The 14,749-nt window shown below is 67.6% G+C and carries 17 protein-coding genes; 10 read left to right on the top strand and 7 right to left on the bottom strand.

Annotation, left to right across the window (positions count from 1 at the left end):
* Positions 1-25: 25 nt before the first annotated feature.
* Complete coding sequence (locus SPHPH_RS0102420; RefSeq protein WP_051272794.1) at positions 26-1,054, bottom strand: DUF2332 domain-containing protein; 1,029 nt, start codon at positions 1,052-1,054, stop codon at positions 26-28.
* Positions 1,055-1,352: 298 nt separating this feature from the next.
* On the opposite strand from SPHPH_RS0102420, the gene SPHPH_RS0102415 reads away from it, so the two are divergent.
* The 9 genes from SPHPH_RS0102415 to SPHPH_RS0102375 are packed head-to-tail and all read left to right on the top strand — an operon-like array spanning position 1,353 to position 8,550.
* Positions 1,353-1,616 (top strand): STAS domain-containing protein, encoded by a 264-nt coding sequence (locus SPHPH_RS0102415; RefSeq protein ID WP_028965257.1) that lies wholly within the window; start codon positions 1,353-1,355, stop codon positions 1,614-1,616.
* 30 nt (positions 1,617-1,646) lie between these two features.
* Complete coding sequence (locus SPHPH_RS0102410; RefSeq protein WP_028965256.1) at positions 1,647-3,881, top strand: chemotaxis protein CheA; 2,235 nt, start codon at positions 1,647-1,649, stop codon at positions 3,879-3,881.
* Complete coding sequence (locus SPHPH_RS0102405; RefSeq protein ID WP_028965255.1) at positions 3,878-4,729, top strand: CheR family methyltransferase; 852 nt, start codon at positions 3,878-3,880, stop codon at positions 4,727-4,729. Before SPHPH_RS0102410 ends, SPHPH_RS0102405 begins: the two co-directional genes overlap by 4 nt.
* Positions 4,726-5,751 (top strand): protein-glutamate methylesterase/protein-glutamine glutaminase, encoded by a 1,026-nt coding sequence (locus SPHPH_RS0102400; protein WP_028965254.1) that lies wholly within the window; start codon positions 4,726-4,728, stop codon positions 5,749-5,751. Before SPHPH_RS0102405 ends, SPHPH_RS0102400 begins: the two co-directional genes overlap by 4 nt.
* Positions 5,748-6,302: a chemotaxis protein CheD gene (locus tag SPHPH_RS0102395; RefSeq protein ID WP_028965253.1), complete on the top strand. Its 555-nt coding sequence runs from the start codon at positions 5,748-5,750 to the stop codon at positions 6,300-6,302. Before SPHPH_RS0102400 ends, SPHPH_RS0102395 begins: the two co-directional genes overlap by 4 nt.
* Positions 6,303-6,349: 47 nt before the next feature.
* Positions 6,350-6,724, top strand: a complete 375-nt coding sequence (locus tag SPHPH_RS0102390; RefSeq protein ID WP_028965252.1) for a response regulator — start codon at positions 6,350-6,352, stop codon at positions 6,722-6,724.
* Positions 6,725-6,744: 20 nt separating this feature from the next.
* Positions 6,745-7,185 (top strand): chemotaxis protein CheW, encoded by a 441-nt coding sequence (locus tag SPHPH_RS0102385; RefSeq protein WP_028965251.1) that lies wholly within the window; start codon positions 6,745-6,747, stop codon positions 7,183-7,185.
* 37 nt (positions 7,186-7,222) lie between these two features.
* Positions 7,223-8,227, top strand: coding sequence for a chemotaxis protein CheB (locus SPHPH_RS0102380; RefSeq protein ID WP_028965250.1), 1,005 nt, complete (start codon positions 7,223-7,225; stop codon positions 8,225-8,227).
* Entirely contained in the window at positions 8,224-8,550 is a 327-nt protein-coding gene (locus SPHPH_RS0102375; RefSeq protein WP_037487923.1) for a hypothetical protein, read from the top strand. The genes SPHPH_RS0102380 and SPHPH_RS0102375 overlap by 4 nt, the downstream gene beginning before the upstream one ends.
* A gap of 73 nt (positions 8,551-8,623) precedes the next feature.
* On the opposite strand, the gene SPHPH_RS20345 is transcribed toward SPHPH_RS0102375, so the two are convergent.
* The 3 genes from SPHPH_RS20345 to rplM all read right to left on the bottom strand — a co-directional run bounded on the left by SPHPH_RS20345 (position 8,624) and on the right by rplM (position 10,455).
* A complete protein-coding gene (locus tag SPHPH_RS20345; protein WP_238302813.1) occupies positions 8,624-9,268 on the bottom strand; it encodes a PEPxxWA-CTERM sorting domain-containing protein in 645 nt (214 codons plus the stop codon).
* 156 nt (positions 9,269-9,424) lie between these two features.
* Positions 9,425-9,976 (bottom strand): 30S ribosomal protein S9, encoded by a 552-nt coding sequence (gene rpsI, locus SPHPH_RS0102365; protein WP_028965247.1) that lies wholly within the window; start codon positions 9,974-9,976, stop codon positions 9,425-9,427.
* On the bottom strand, positions 9,976-10,455 hold the full coding sequence (gene rplM / locus SPHPH_RS0102360) for a 50S ribosomal protein L13 (RefSeq protein WP_028965246.1): 480 nt from the start codon (positions 10,453-10,455) through the stop codon (positions 9,976-9,978). Before rplM ends, rpsI begins: the two co-directional genes overlap by 1 nt.
* On the opposite strand from rplM, the gene SPHPH_RS21295 reads away from it, so the two are divergent.
* Positions 10,430-10,612, top strand: coding sequence for a hypothetical protein (locus SPHPH_RS21295; protein WP_162143904.1), 183 nt, complete (start codon positions 10,430-10,432; stop codon positions 10,610-10,612). The genes rplM and SPHPH_RS21295 overlap by 26 nt on opposite strands.
* Here SPHPH_RS21295 and SPHPH_RS0102355 read toward each other — a convergent pair.
* The 3 genes from SPHPH_RS0102355 to SPHPH_RS0102345 all read right to left on the bottom strand — a co-directional run bounded on the left by SPHPH_RS0102355 (position 10,587) and on the right by SPHPH_RS0102345 (position 14,633).
* Complete coding sequence (locus tag SPHPH_RS0102355; RefSeq protein ID WP_156025774.1) at positions 10,587-11,363, bottom strand: hypothetical protein; 777 nt, start codon at positions 11,361-11,363, stop codon at positions 10,587-10,589. The genes SPHPH_RS21295 and SPHPH_RS0102355 overlap by 26 nt on opposite strands.
* Positions 11,360-12,400 (bottom strand): COX15/CtaA family protein, encoded by a 1,041-nt coding sequence (locus tag SPHPH_RS0102350; RefSeq protein WP_028965244.1) that lies wholly within the window; start codon positions 12,398-12,400, stop codon positions 11,360-11,362. Before SPHPH_RS0102350 ends, SPHPH_RS0102355 begins: the two co-directional genes overlap by 4 nt.
* Positions 12,401-12,584: 184 nt before the next feature.
* The gene (locus SPHPH_RS0102345; protein WP_028965243.1) at positions 12,585-14,633 is read right to left on the bottom strand and encodes an NAD(+) synthase; all 2,049 of its coding nucleotides are present in this window, start codon (positions 14,631-14,633) and stop codon (positions 12,585-12,587) included.
* Positions 14,634-14,749 lie beyond the last annotated feature (116 nt).

Below are 14,749 nucleotides of genomic sequence, written 5' to 3'. Positions count from 1 at the left end.
TTAAATGCGGATAAAGGGGAGGTTTTTACCCCAGCCACTCGATCCACGCGCCATAGGGATGACAGATGGCGAGCACGCGCGTGTCGCCGTCGGGCCAGCAGGTGAGCCGCAGTTCGACCGCAGTGCGCCCCGCGTTCCACTCGAACGCGATCCGCGCCAGCGGTCGCCGTTCGTCGGCGCGCGCGCCCGCCGCCGCGATGCTGCGCTCCAGCGCCTTCCGCTCGGCCGCACCGACATATTGCGCCATCATCGAATGGAAGATCACGCGCCACCGCCCGGCCGGCTGCGCCGTGTCGAGCCGTTCCGCCAGCCACCCGGTCGCATCGGCGCGAGTGATGCGCGGCGGGTGTTGCCGCGCGACCGTCAGCGCCGCCGCCAACCGCGCGGCCCGCGCGGGCTGATCGGCGAAGACATAGGCCATCAACCGCTCGCACGTCGCGGCGTCGTTCGGGTCGAGCGGGTGGAGATCGACCCCCTCTGCCGCGACGACGTCGACGCGGCGATCCGGCGCGCGCGCGCCCCGCCATTCGGGCGCGACCTGCACTGCCGAGTCGGCTGAACCGGCCAGCACACCGCCCAGATCATAGCGATAGCGCGCAAGATTCAGGTTGAGCCCCGCACTCGACCCCAGCTCGATCAGCTCGACCGGCAGGTCGGCGCGCGCAACCACCTCCATCAGCGCCGCCAGTATCGCACCGGCCCGCCCGACCTCGTTGGTCTGCGGCGTGTCGCGCATCCACTGCGCAATGAACGCATCGTGCGCCGCAAACGCTGCGCGTACCGCGCCGTCGACATCGCCATGCTCGCCGCGATAGAGCGCGCCCAGCACCGTCGGCGTGTCGCGACGCGCCAGCGCGTGCAGCGCCGCGTTCAGCCGCATCGCCACCGCCGCCGCGGCCGGATCGCCCGGCCAGTCGGCCAGCATCGCGCGGGTGCGCGGTGCATGATGAAGCTGCCGGTCGGCGGCTGCCAGTATCTCGGCCACGAACGGAGAGCCGATCGCGCGCATCACCGCCGACTGGCGCAGCAATTCCCCCGAGTCACTCTCAGGCATGATCGTCCTTAACGCCTGCAACAATGCACTTCCCCGCCGGCACCGGCGCCGTTCCCGGTCATCCATGCAAGGCATTGGTTGTAATCGGATTAACCGCACCGGCCCCGGAAGATGCTTTGCCATCGCCCGGCAGGTTTAACGTCATTTTAGGACAGATCGGGCACATCGGCTGCCGACCGGTCCCCCGTCGGCAGGATGAAGCGCGGGGGTCGACCATTTTTGGGAAGGAGGGGACGATCATGATGCCACATCGCTTCGGCCCGTTCGTCCTCACCGTCATCTGACAGGAAAGACCGCGATGTCGATCGTCCTCAGCCCCCGATTGGATACCGCCGCGGCGGCGCCATTGCGCCTGTCGTTGCAAAAGCTGGTCGACGCCGCAGAGCCGGTCGCGATCGACGCCGCCGGGGTCGACCAGATCGGTCAGGCGTGTCTGCAGGTGCTGGCCACGGCGCGCGCCGCCGCGGTCGCACGCGGCCTGTCGTGGCAGGTCGCCTTCCCCAGCGTCGCGATGGTCGAGGCCGGCGAACTCGCCGCGATCGACGTCCTCACCGCCGCCTGACCTCACTACCTTTCGCGCAGGAGCCCGACCTTGGACCTCGATGCAATCCAGCAGATCTTCTTCCAGGAATGCGAAGAAGGCCTGGCCGGCATGGAAAGCGCCTTCGCCGCGCTTCGCGACCAGCAATATGACGGTGAGACGATCAACGGCATCTTCCGTGCGGTCCACTCGATCAAGGGCGGCGCGGGCGCGTTCGGGCACGAACGGCTGCAGGCCTATACCCACCAATATGAGACGCTGCTCGATCTGCTGCGCAGCGAGACGCTGGCGCTGACCCCGGCGCTGGTCGACCTGATCGTCGCGGCGTTCGACATGCTGGCCGATCACGTCGCCGCGGCGCGCGACGGCGGCGATGCGCCGGACGATGCGGCGATGCTCGCGCGTCTGATCGCGGCATCGAGCGGCGAAGCACCCGGTGCCGCCGAGCCGGTCGCCGAGGCGCCCGCCGCGTTCGTCGAGGAAGCGCCGGCCGGCGTCAGCGACGATTTCGACGACCTGATGGCGATGCTGGACGATGTCGGCGGCGCGGCCGGTCCGGCGGACGACGACGATCTCTTGACCACCGGTGCGGCCGCCCCCGGCTGGCTGCTCACCTTCCGTCCGCCGGCCAACGCGCTCGACAACGGCGGCGAACCGCTGCTGCTGCTCCGCGAGTTACAGCGGATGGGTGCGCAGGTCCTGTCGTGCGATGCCGACTCGCTGCCCCCGCTCGCGACGCTCGATCCCGAGTTGTCGTATCTAGCGTGGCGCATCTCGGTGCCGGCCGCGGTCGAAGAAGACGACATCCGCGCTGTCTTCGAATTCACCGATGGCTGCGCGCTGACGCTGGAGCGAGTCGCGGCACTGCCGCCGGTTTCGTCGCCGACGATCGTCGTCGCCGCCGCGCCCGAGCCGAGCCCGGCCCCCATGCCCGCTCCCGCTCCGGTCGCCGCGGTCGCGGAGCCCGTCGCCCCAGCTCCGGCCGCCGTCGCGCCAGCGCCCACCCCGGCGCCGGGGCCCGCTCCCGCACCGGTCGCGACGGCCCCCGCCGCCCCGGCTGCCGCGCCGCGCCCGGTCGCGGTCGCTCCTACTCCGCCTCCGACGCCAGTTGCGCAGACGATCCGCGTCGATCTGGACAAGCTCGATCGACTCGTGAACCTCGTCGGCGAATTGGTCATCACCCAGGCGATGCTCGCGCAGCGGCTGAGCGAGAACGACATGGCCGGCATCTCCGAACTGACCGATCTCGATCACCTGACGCGTGAGCTTCAGGAATCGACGATGGCGATCCGCGCGCAGCCGATGAAGACCGTCTTCAGTCGCGTACCGCGGATCATCCGCGAGCTGGAAGGCGAAACCGGCAAGCGCGTCCGTCTCGACATCGAAGGCGAGATGACCGAGGTCGACAAGACCGTCGTCGAACGCATCGGCGAGCCGCTGACCCACCTGATCCGCAACGCGGTCGATCACGGGCTGGAAACCACCGAGGAACGCGTCAAGGCGGGCAAGCCGGAAACCGGCGTCGTCACGCTCTCGGCCGCGCATCATTCGGGCCGGATCGTCATCACTGTCGCCGATGACGGGCGCGGTATCGACCGTACGCGCGTCCGCGCCAAGGCGGTCGAGCGAGGGATCATCCTGCCCGATGCGGTGCTGAGCGACGAGGAAGTCGACAATCTGATCTTCGCACCGGGCTTCTCCACCGCGGCGACCGTCTCGAACATCTCGGGGCGCGGCGTCGGGATGGACGTGGTGCGCAAGAACGTGCAGGCGCTCGGCGGCCGCATCGGCATCCACTCGAAATTCGGCTCGGGCTCCAGCTTCTCGCTCAGCCTGCCGCTGACGCTTGCGGTGGTCGACGGGATGATCGTCACGGTCGGCGACCAGACGTTCGTCATCCCGCTCAGCCACATCGTCGAAAGCCTGCGCCCGTCGGATCGCTCGGTCACCGCGATCGGCATCAACGGCTCGGTGCTCGACGTTCGCGGCTCCTATGTGCCGATCTACCCGGTCGCCGAACAGCTCGGCATTGAGGGCGGCGAACGCAACCCGGAGAAGGCAGTGCTGATCGTCGTCGAAGGCGATCAGGGTCAGGCCGCGCTGCTGGTCGACTCGATCCAGGATCAGCGTCAGGTGGTCGTGAAGAGCCTGGAGGCGAATTATCAGGCGATCGACGGGCTGGCCGGCGCGACGATCCTCGGCGACGGGCGCGTTGCGCTCATCATCGATGTCGATGCGCTCACCTCGCAGCGGTCGCGCCGTCCGCAGCTTGCGCACGCCGCATGACCGCCGCGCTCGCCATGTCCTCGGCGAAACGCGAGTTCGACTTCGCACCCGCGGATCATCAGGCGATCGCCAAGATCGTCTACGACACGCTCGGCATCCTGTTGCCCGACGGCAAGTCGCAGCTCGTCTACGGGCGCGTCGCACCGCGCGTGCGCGCGTGCGGGTTGACCAGCGTCTCCGCCTATCTCCGCGTGATCGAGCAGGACGAGGAAGAGCGCAACCGGATGCTGGATGCGCTCACCACGAACCACACCAGCTTCTTCCGCGAAGCGCATCATTTCGAGGATTTCGTCGAGCGGATGTGGCCGACGCTGTCGCAGCGGCTGGTGAACGGCGGCCGCGTGCGGCTGTGGTCGGCGGCCTGCTCCAGCGGCGAGGAGCCCTATACGTGGCTGATGGCCGCGCTGGGCCACGATCGGTCGGCGGCACAACGGCTGCTCAAGGGCGATCTGCGGATGCTTGCCACCGACGTGTCGCCCAGCGTCCTCGATACCGCGCGTGCGGGCCGCTATTCGGCGGACACGCTGCGCACCGTGCCCGCCAAGCTGCGCGCGACCTGGGTCGACAATCGACTGACGGTCGATCCGGCGCTGCGCGAGGCGATCTCGTTCCGGCCGCTCAATCTGCTCGGTCCGTGGCCGATGAAGGGGCGTTTCGACGCGATCTGCTGTCGCAACGTCATGATCTATTTCGACGAACCCACAAAGGCCAAGCTGCAATCGCGGCTGGCCGATCATCTGGAGACCGGGGGGATGCTGTACATCGGCCATTCGGAGCGCTTGTCGCCCGATGTTGCGGCACGCTTCGACTGCGTCGGGCGCACCGCCTATCTAAAGGTGCGCGCATGAGCGTCCGCACCCTCGTCGTCGATGATTCGCTGACGATGCAGGCGCTGATCCAGCGCACGCTCGCCAGCGATCCGCACATCCAGGTCGTCGGCACCGCGTCCAGCGCGGAGGAAGCGCGCGCGCGGATCAAGGAACTCGATCCCGACGTTGTCACGCTCGACATCGAGATGCCGGGGATGAACGGCCTCGACTTTCTCGAACGGTTGATGCGGCTGCGCCCGACCCCGGTCGTCATGCTCTCGACGCTCACCTCCGAAGGCGCGGACGCCAGCATCGCCGCGCTCGAGCTGGGCGCGTTCGAATGTTTCGACAAGCTGGCGCTGCGCCGCCCGGACGAGGCGATCCGCCTGCCCGCGCTGGTCCGTGCCGCCTCCGGTTCGCGCGGGCGCAGCGTCGCGGCGGCACCGCGCACGCCCGAGCCGGCACCGCAGGCCGATTATACGCCCCGCGACCAGTCGATGATCGCCGTCGGCGCGTCGACCGGCGGCGTCGAGGCGCTGATCGAATTGCTGTCCGGCTTCCCCGCCAATTGCCCGCCGACGGTGATCGTGCAGCACATGCCGCCCAGCTTCACCGCCAGCTTCGCCGCGCGACTCGACCGGCTGTGCAAGCCGAGCGTCGAGGAAGCGCGTGCCGGCGCGGTGCTGCGTGCCGGCAAGGTCTATCTGGCACCCGGCGGCGATCAACACCTTGAGATCGCGGGCCCAGCGACGCGGCGTTACTGTCGCTTGCTCCCCGGCCCGAAGATGAGCGGGCATCAGCCGTCGGTCGACGTGCTGTTCCACTCGGTCGCGCGGATCGCGGGTGCCGATGCGGTCGGCGCGATCCTCACCGGCATGGGTGCCGACGGCGCCGAGGGAATGCTGGCGATGCGCCAGTCCGGCTCGGTGACGATCGGCCAGGACGAGTCGTCCAGCGTCGTGTACGGGATGCCCGCGGTCGCGCACCGCATCGGCGCGGTCGTGCAGCAGATGCCGCTGCGCCGGATCGCCGCGCGCTTGCTGCAGGAGTGTCGTGCATGACGGGGCTCGCGCTTCGCGATGGACTGCGCCGCATCACGGTTGCGCAGGGGGAAACGCGCGTCAGCGACGAAACCGACGTCGTGCTCACCACCGTGCTCGGCAGCTGCATCGCCGCATGTTTTTACGATCCGGTCGCCAAGGTAGGAGGTATTAACCACTACCTGTTAGCGGAGGGGCATGCCTCCGATCCCGCCTCGATGCAGCGCTACGGCGTCTATGCGATGGAAGTCCTCATCAACGCGATGCTGGCGATGGGCGGAGTGCGGTCGCGGTTCAAGGCGCGGATCTTCGGCGGCGCGACGATGCGCACCGGTTTCCGCGACATCGGCGGCGACAATATCGCGTTCGCCCGTCGCTTCCTGCGTGACGAGCGGATCGCGCTGGTCGGCGAGGATGTCGGTGGCAACGGCGCGCGGCGGGTCGAGTTTCGCCCGGCGCTGGGCCTCGCGCGCTGCAGGGTCGTGACGGAGCAGTCGGTCCCGGCGCCGGTCGTGCGGGTCCGCCCCGCCCCGCCGCCGCCCGCCACGCTCGGCGACGTCGAATTCTTCTGATCCCGCCTACTCCTTACGACCCGAATTCTGCCCAGGAGCCAGTACCCGTGACCAAGACGATCATGACCGTGGACGACTCGCCCAGCATGCGAATGCTGCTGCGCGCCGCGCTGACCGACCTCGGCTATCAGGTCGTCGAGGCCGAGGATGGCGTCCATGCGCTGGAGACGCTCGCCAGCTTCGACGAAGAGGACGAGCCGGACCTGCTCATCACCGACATCAACATGCCGCGCATGGACGGGTTCGGGCTGATCGAGAACGTCCGCGCCGATGGTCGCCGCACGTTGCCGATCCTGGTGCTGACCACCGAAAGCTCCGACGAGAAGAAGCAGCGCGCGCGCCAGGCCGGCGCGACCGGCTGGATCGTCAAGCCCTTCCACCCCGAAAAGCTCGCCGCCGCGATCCGGCGCGTGCTGCACTGATGTCACAAGGAACGAACCCTATGTCCCGTCAGCTCATCACCTTCCAGCTCGGCGATCAGTATCTGGGCGTCGACATCATGGCGATTCGCGAAATCCGCGCCTGGTCGCCGGCCACCCCGCTCCCGAACGTGCCCAGCCACGTTCGCGGCGTGGTAAATCTGCGCGGGGTGGTGCTCCCGGTGCTCGATCTGCGTCACCGGCTGGGCTGGGGCATGACCGATCCGACGGCGCGCCACGTCATCATCGTCGTGCGTATTGGCGAGCAATTGCAGGGCATTATCGTCGACGCGGTCAACGACATCGTCACGGTGCAGACCGAGGACATGCAGCCCCTCCCCGACATGGGCGACTCCGCCGCCCAACAATTCCTCGACGGCCTCGCAACCATCGATCAGCGGCTAATTTTGGTGCTCGCGCTGGAGCGGCTGGTGGAACGCGCCGCAATGGCGGATGCCGCCTGATTACACATAGTTAACGCGCGTAATTTAGGACTGGGTCATGGCTGGAACGAAAGTATTGGTGGTCGACGATTCGCTGACCATGCGCGCGCTGATCTCGGGTGCCCTTGAGCGGATCCCGGGCGTGGAAGTGGTCGGCATGGCCGATGGCGCGGCGGAAGCGCGCGGGCTGGTGGAAAGCAAGCGCCCCGACGTCATGACGCTCGACGTCGAGATGCCGGGGATGAGCGGTCTCGAGTATCTCGCCGAGATCATGGACACCAAGCCGATGCCGGTCATCATGTTTTCGACCCGAACGCAGGACGGTGCGGCGGAATCGATCGAGGCGCTGCGGCTAGGCGCGATCGATTGCTTCCCCAAGCCGCGCGTCGCGGCGCCCGCCGAGCTGGACGCGATCATCGCCAAGCTGGCCAAGCGACTGAAGGCGGCCAAGAAAGCCGACCTGAAGCCGAAGACCGCACCCAAAACCGCCAAGCACCCGCCGATCGACTGGAACGGTCGCCTGTTGCTGGTCGGCGGCGATGCGTCGAACACCAAGTCGATCTTTGACCTGTTCGCGGGCTTCCCGGCGAACTGTCCGCCGACCGTCGTCGTCCAGCATCTCGGGCCGGGCATGGTCGAAAGCATGGTCGAGAAGCTTGCCGAGCAGTGCGCCGCCAGGGTGGTGGTCGCGGCCGACGGCATGAAGCCGGAACAAGGCACGATCTATCTCGCGCCGCACGGCGACGCGCACCTCGTCATCGACAGCTGGCCGAACGGCACGCTGCGGCTGCTGCCCAAGGATCCGGTCGCGGGCGAACGTCCGTCGATCTCACTGCTGTTCGCCTCGGCGGCGAAGGCGGCGGCGGCGAACGCGGTCGGCGTGCTGCTGCTCGACGGCAACGAGGATGGTGCGGGCGGCTTGCGCGCGCTGAACGCGGCGGGCGGCTATGCCTTCGCCCCGGCGGAGAGCGGCGGCGGCTATACGCTGACGCGCGGTATGGTCTCGCAGCCGGTCGCCAGCGACGCGCTGGTCGCGGGCGTCATGAAGATGTGTTCGAAATGAGCGCCGCGGCGGGGCTACCCCTGCCGATGGGGACCGCGGCGGCAGCCGGCGTGCCGCGGCCGCTGGCGCAGGCGCTCGCCGCCGAGCTGGTGCTCGCGTCGAGCATGCTGGCCGAACTCGCCTACGATCTGGGCAGCGATGGTGACACGCTGCGCCGGCACATGGCGAGCCTGCAGTTGATCGACCACATCACGCAGATCCAGCTTGCGATCGCCGATCTGCTGCGCACCTCGAACGGCGCTGATGGCGACATCGGGCAGGTGACACTACAGGATATGGCCGACCGGCTGCGGGCGTTCCTCACGCAGCACGGCACGGCCTGAACCATCGACGACGCTGTACGAAAAACGCTGCCGGCTCATGCCGGCGGCGTTTTTCCCGTGCCGGCGATGCCGGTCAGGAAGCGCGAAGCGCGGTCATCTCGCGACGCGCACTGCGGCGCATCGCATAGCCTGCAAGGCCGAAGCCGAGGACCATCATCGCCCAGGTCGCTGGTTCCGGGACGGCCGCACCGACGTTAGTGGCATAGAGGACGGCGTTCGAACTCGCCGACTTGTAGCTCAACGTAATCGACGAGAGATTGCTGCCCGCATCCAGACGATAGAAAGCGGTGCCGTTACCCGGGCCGCCCGTGCCGTTGCCATAATGCACGGCGATGTAGGTAACGCCCTTCAAAGCGGTGCCGAAGTTGACGGTCGTCGCGCTGTTCAGGCCGGTGACCTTCGCCACCGTCGTGCCCGACCAGTCGAAACCGAGCTGCTTCAAGGCAGCGGTCTGCGCATCGACGTCCGACTGGTTGTTGCTGAGCAGGTTGCCGTTTTGGAACCCAACGCACGCCTGCGCGGTGGGCGCGATGTCGTTGACGCTGCACGTCGCCAGCAGCGCGGCCGATGCGTTCGTGGCAGCCGTCGTCCCGATGATCAGCGCGGCGATATACGCTAACTTCTTCATGTCCCCTCCCCCGAGAAGTATATTGGATGGCAGATGCCGTAGCGGCAGGATGCCTCGTTTGCGACGGTCGCGATACGCCTGTCGCTTCATGACAGTACCGAATCGGAACAGTCGATATTTGGGGCCGGGGATCGCCGGCGCGACAGAAGCAAAAAGGCGGCCCGTTGCCGGACCGCCCCTTCGTACCATCGCTGGCGAGCCAAGTCGTCGAGCGATGCCGGCACAGCCGGCACCACCCGCCTTACCTTAGCGCTTCGAGAACTGGAAGCTACGACGTGCCTTGGCGCGGCCGTACTTCTTACGCTCGACGACGCGCGGATCGCGGGTCAGGAAGCCTGCCGCCTTCACCGGAGCGCGCAGCGCCGGCTCGTAGCGGGTGATCGCCTGGCTGATGCCGTGCTTCACCGCACCGGCCTGACCCGACAGACCACCGCCCTTGACGGTGCAGATCACGTCATACTGACCTTCGCGCTCGGTGATCCCGAACACCTGGTTGATGACGAGACGCAGGGTCGGACGCGCGAAATAGACTTCCTGGTCACGACCGTTGATCGTGATCTTGCCCGAGCCCGGCTTCAGCCAGACACGCGCGACGGCATCCTTACGACGGCCGGTCGCATAGGCGCGGCCGTACTTGTCGATTTCCTGCGCACGCAGCGGCGCGCGCTGTACCGGCTCCTGCACGTCACCGGCCAGATACGCATCGGCCGAGGTTTCGACCGGCGCGCCGTCGGTGGCCTGCTGCTGCTGCTGGAGCGCCGCACCCAGATCGGAAAGGGACTGGCGGTTGTCGGACATTATGCGCCCACCTTGTTCTTGCGGCTCATGGCCGCGATATCGAGGACTTCCGGGTTCTGCGCTTCGTGCGGATGCTCGGCGCCCGCGAAAATGCGCAGGTTGCGCATCTGCTGACGGCCCAGCGGACCACGCGGGATCATGCGCTCGACGGCCTTTTCCAGCACGCGCTCGGGGAACTTGCCCTCCAGCACCTTGGCCGGCGTGATGCCCTTGATGCCGCCGGCATACCCGGTGTGCTTGTAATAGACCTTGTCGGTCAGCTTGTTGCCGGTGAAGCGCACCTTGTCCGCGTTGATGACGATGACATTGTCACCGCAATCGACGTGCGGGGTGAAGCTGGTCTTGTGCTTGCCGCGCAGCACGTTGGCGATCACCACCGCCGCACGACCGACCACGAGGTCGGTGGCGTCGACGATGTGCCACTTCTTTTCCACCTCGTGCGGCTTGGCCGCCTTGGTGGTCTTCATCAGCGCCTTCATGGTGCCTGGTGACCTTCATTTCGCGTCGAAAGAGAAAAAACGCGCCACCCCGCCGGGTGCACGCGTCGATGGCGGCGCAATGCCGCGCGCGGCCGATCCTGTCAAGGTTTCCGCGGGTTTGCTGACGGGTATTATGATACCGCAGGGGCAAATCTGATCGTGGTGGTGTCACGATCGAGATGCGCCTCGCTCCCGACATCCGCGCCGATCGTCTGCTCCTCCCGCTGCTCCGTGACCAACCCGCTGGCGGCATCGATCGTGCGGTGCCGCGACAGCGAGACGATTGTGCCGCCGTCGTCAGCCTTCGCCTCGGCGGTGATCTCCACCCGCGCACCGCTCCGGTGGACCGTCTCGATTCCCTGCATCGGTGCCGCCAGCCGCACCGCGCCGACCGACGGCAAGGTGACCGCGCGGGTGCCTGCTCGCTGCTCCGCTTCGTACGGTGCGAGCACGATCGCCAGCACGCCTGCCACCACCTGCACGCGCTGCGCCGTGGTCGCCGCGTCGTGAACCCGCCACAGGGTCAGCCGCAACGCGTCGCTGGTCGCCGCGGCCCCGATCGCGGCGCGCAACCGCGCCCAGATCGCGTCCAACTCGCGGACGCTCAGAAGGTGCCCGCGCCGATCCAGCTCCACCTCGATCGGCCGACCGGCCATCCCCGCTGCCAGCATCGCATAATGGCTGTCGGGGCGGCTGTCCCTGGTGACGACCAGCGTGAGCCGCACCAGGTAGCCGCGGCCCTCGCGCAAAAAGACGACCCGTCGCTCGCTGTCGAAACGGCGTTCGCCATTGCGGCTGTCATAATGCTGCTGCGTCCGCAACAGTCGGTACGGCGCGCCCAATATGGGGGCGAACCGCGCCTCTACCACGCCGCTCGACAGCAGCGCGGCAATCGCCAGCACCCTCACGCGCGGCGGCGGCTGACGGTGTGCGCGGCGACGACAGTGGCGATCAGCAGCAGCGCGGCGTTGGCCTGATGCGCGACGGCGACGACGATCTCCACGCCCGACAGGAGCGTCGCGATCCCCAACCCGATCTGGACGACGACCAGCAGCGCGACCACGGCGGCGATCCGATCCGCGCGCATCTTCCGCGTCTGATACGCCAGCCACACCAGCGCCCCGGCAGTGACGAACGCGATCCAGCGGTGGAGGAACTGCACAAGGACCGGATTGTCGATCGCATTGGTCCACGCCGGCGTCAGCATTGGCACGTTCGCGGGAAACCACGCGTCGCCCATCAGCGGCCAGCTCGAAAAGGCATAGCCCGCGTCGAGCCCGGCGGTCAGCGCACCCAGAATGATCTGCAGCGCCAGTGTCGCGATCACCAGCGCCGCGCCCGTGCGCAGCGCCGCGGGACGCGCTAGCGGGTTGGTGGCGAGCGCACTCAGGTCCCGCGCGGTCCAGATGATCCCGCCGAGGATGAACAGCGCGGTCCCGAGGTGCGTCGCGAGCCGCAGGTGGCTGACGTCGGTGCGCACCGACAGGCCGGAGGCGACCATCCACCAGCCGATCGCCCCCTGCAATCCGCCGAGCGCCAGCAGCGCGCTCAACCGCCAGCCATAGCCGCGCGGGATCTGCCGCTTCGCCGCGAACCACAGCAGCGGCAACGCGAACGCCAAACCGATCACGCGCCCGAGCAGCCGGTGGAGATATTCCCAGAAGAAGATCGCCTTGAACCCGTCGAGCGTCATGCCGCGATTGAGCTGCTGATATTCGGGAATGCGCTGATAATTGGCGAACTCGGCGTGCCATTGTGCCGGCGTGAGCGGCGGGACGACGCCGCTGATCGGCTTCCATTGCGTGATCGACAGCCCGGATTCGGTCAGGCGAGTGATCCCGCCGACGACCACCATCGCGACGATCAGCGCGGCGACCCAATAGAGCCAGCGCGCGAGCGCGGCCGGACGCGTGGACAGCGAGAACCCCGGGCTTGCCTGTAGCATGGCACCTTCTACGACCCGCTTGTAAGGAAGGGAAGCCCGCGCGCTTTACCGCGAATCACCGCCCCTCCTTCGTCGCCCCGGACTTGATCCGGGGCCCCGCTTTTCTCACGCCTTTAAGAAAAAAGTGGGTCCCGGATCAAGGTTCTCCTGAGCTTGTCGAAGGGTCCGGGATGACGAAAGTCGATTACCCTTCAATATCCGGCCCGTTCGCCTTCAACTCCGCCAGCCACGCTGCCGCGGTGCCGTCGGACGGTGCACGCCAGTCGCCGCGCGGCGACAGTGCCCCGCCCGCCGAGACTTTCGGCCCGTTGGGGATCGCCGAGCGCTTGAACTGGCTGGTCTGGAAGAAGCGGATCAGGAACCGCTCCAACCAATGCGTAATCGTCGCCAGATCGTAGGCGATACGCGCGTTCTCCGGGTAACCGATCGGCCAGCGGCCCGTCGATGCATCGTGCCACGCATGCCACGCAAGAAACGCGACCTTTGACGGCGCGAGACCGTGGCGGATCAGGTAATGCGCGAAGAAATCGTTGAGCGCATACGGCCCGATCTTGCTCTCGGTGCTCTGCATCACCTCGCCGGGGACCAGTTCGGGGCTGATTTCCTGCCCTAGAATGGCCTCCAGTACCGCGTCGGTCTCGCGATCGTACTGGTCGGTGCCGATCGCCCACCGGATCAGGAACTGAATCAACGTCTTCGGCACGCCGGCATTAACCGCATAATGGCTCATCTGGTCGCCGACGCCATAGGTGCACCAGCCGAGCGCCAGCTCCGACAGATCGCCGGTGCCGACCACCAGCCCGTCGCGCTGGTTGGCGATGCGGAACAGGTAATCGGTGCGCAGCCCCGCCTGCACATTCTCGAACGTCACGTCATACACCGGCTCGCCACGCCCGAACGGATGCCCCATATCCTCCAGCATCCGCGCCGCGGCGGGGCGGATGTCGATTTCCTCGGCGGTGATGCCCAGCGCGCGCATCAGCTTCCACGCGTTGCCCTTCGTCCCCTCGCTGGTCGCGAAGCCGGGCATGGTGATCCCGAGGATGTCGCTGCGCGGCCGCCCCAGCCGGTCGAGCGCCTTCGCGGCGACGATCAGCGCGTGCGTGCTGTCGAGCCCGCCGGACACGCCGATGACAAGCCGCTGCGCACGTGCCGCGACCAAGCGCTTGGCAATTCCCTCGACCTGGATGTTGAAGGCTTCGTAGCAATCCTCGTCGAGCTTGTCGGGGGTGTTGGGCACGAAGGGGAAGCGGCGGATCTCGCGCTTCAGCCCGACGTCGGCAAACTCGGGCTGGTGCCGGAAAGCGACACGGCGAAAGCGCGTCTCGGGATGCGCGGCGAAGGCGGCGGCGTCGTTGAAGGTGCCGTTGCGCAGCCGCTCCTGCACCAGCCGTTCGGTATCGACATCCGCGATCGTGAGCCCTGGTTCGTGCGCGAAGCGGTCGGAGGTCGCCAGCAACTCGCCCAACTCGTGAATGCTGCCCTGTCCGTCCCACGCCAGATCGGTCGTGCTCTCCCCCGGCCCGGCGGCGGAATAGACATAGGCACACATCGCGCGCGCCGACTGCGACGCCGACAGCATCATCCGCTCGCGCGACTTGCCGATCACGACGTTCGACGCCGACAGATTGGCGCAGATCAGCGCCCCCGCCAGCGCCCCCATCGTCGAGGGCGGGGTCGGCGCCCAATAATCCTCGCAGATCTCGGCATGGATCACGAAGTCGGGCAGATCGTCGGCGGCGAAGAGCAGGTCGGTCCCGAACGGCACGTCCTCGCCATCGATCGCGATCGTGAGCCCGGCCAGCCCCGCCCCGCTCGCGAACCAGCGCTTCTCGTAATATTCTCGGTAGTTCGGCAGGAACGTCTTGGGCACCACCCCCAACACGCGCCCGCGCGCGACGGCGAGCGCACAATTGTAGAGCCGGCCGCCCCGCTCCAGCGCTGCGCCGACCAGCAGCACTGGACCCAGGTCCGCGCTCGCCGCCGTCACCGCCGCGATCGCCTCCCGCGTCGCGCGCTGCAGCGCCGATTGCAGGTGCAGATCGTCGATCGCATAGCTGCTGAGGTTCAACTCGGGATAGACGACCAGATCGACACCGGCGTCGTGCGCGGTGCGCGCGATCGCGAGCGCGGCCTCGGCATTGGCGGCGGGGTCGCCGACTGTGGCGAGCGGGGTGGCGGCGGCGACGCGCACCATGCCGTGGCGATGCAGCGAGCGGAAGGCAGGGTTCATGACCCTTCAGATACCGGCGGCGCACCAAGTTTGCCAACTGTTCGCGATGCCCCGGCTAAGCTACATCAGGAAGGATGACGCCGCCTCCTTCCCGCCCGGATCACGACCGGCACCCT

The organism is Sphingomonas phyllosphaerae FA2, from assembly GCF_000427645.1.
Lineage (GTDB): Bacteria > Pseudomonadota > Alphaproteobacteria > Sphingomonadales > Sphingomonadaceae > Sphingomonas > Sphingomonas phyllosphaerae.
The sequence above is the reverse complement of the archived record's forward strand: the minus strand, read 5'-3'. Positions and strand labels throughout refer to the sequence as shown.

Bases quoted from the DNA above. Each gene is read 5' to 3' on its own strand.
- SPHPH_RS0102405 (WP_028965255.1), top strand. From the start codon at position 3,878: ATGACCGCCGCGCTCGCCATGTCCTCGGCGAAACGCGAGTTCGACTTC.
- SPHPH_RS0102400 (WP_028965254.1), top strand. From the start codon at position 4,726: ATGAGCGTCCGCACCCTCGTCGTCGATGATTCGCTGACGATGCAGGCG.
- SPHPH_RS0102395 (WP_028965253.1), top strand. From the start codon at position 5,748: ATGACGGGGCTCGCGCTTCGCGATGGACTGCGCCGCATCACGGTTGCG.
- rpsI (WP_028965247.1), bottom strand. From the start codon at position 9,976: ATGTCCGACAACCGCCAGTCCCTTTCCGATCTGGGTGCGGCGCTCCAG.
- SPHPH_RS0102415 (WP_028965257.1), top strand. From the start codon at position 1,353: ATGTCGATCGTCCTCAGCCCCCGATTGGATACCGCCGCGGCGGCGCCA.
- SPHPH_RS0102420 (WP_051272794.1), bottom strand. From the start codon at position 1,054: ATGCCTGAGAGTGACTCGGGGGAATTGCTGCGCCAGTCGGCGGTGATG.
- SPHPH_RS20345 (WP_238302813.1), bottom strand. From the start codon at position 9,268: ATGAAGCGACAGGCGTATCGCGACCGTCGCAAACGAGGCATCCTGCCG.
- SPHPH_RS0102350 (WP_028965244.1), bottom strand. From the start codon at position 12,400: ATGCTACAGGCAAGCCCGGGGTTCTCGCTGTCCACGCGTCCGGCCGCG.
- SPHPH_RS0102345 (WP_028965243.1), bottom strand. From the start codon at position 14,633: ATGAACCCTGCCTTCCGCTCGCTGCATCGCCACGGCATGGTGCGCGTC.
- rplM (WP_028965246.1), bottom strand. From the start codon at position 10,455: ATGAAGGCGCTGATGAAGACCACCAAGGCGGCCAAGCCGCACGAGGTG.
- SPHPH_RS0102375 (WP_037487923.1), top strand. From the start codon at position 8,224: ATGAGCGCCGCGGCGGGGCTACCCCTGCCGATGGGGACCGCGGCGGCA.
- SPHPH_RS0102385 (WP_028965251.1), top strand. From the start codon at position 6,745: ATGTCCCGTCAGCTCATCACCTTCCAGCTCGGCGATCAGTATCTGGGC.
- SPHPH_RS0102380 (WP_028965250.1), top strand. From the start codon at position 7,223: ATGGCTGGAACGAAAGTATTGGTGGTCGACGATTCGCTGACCATGCGC.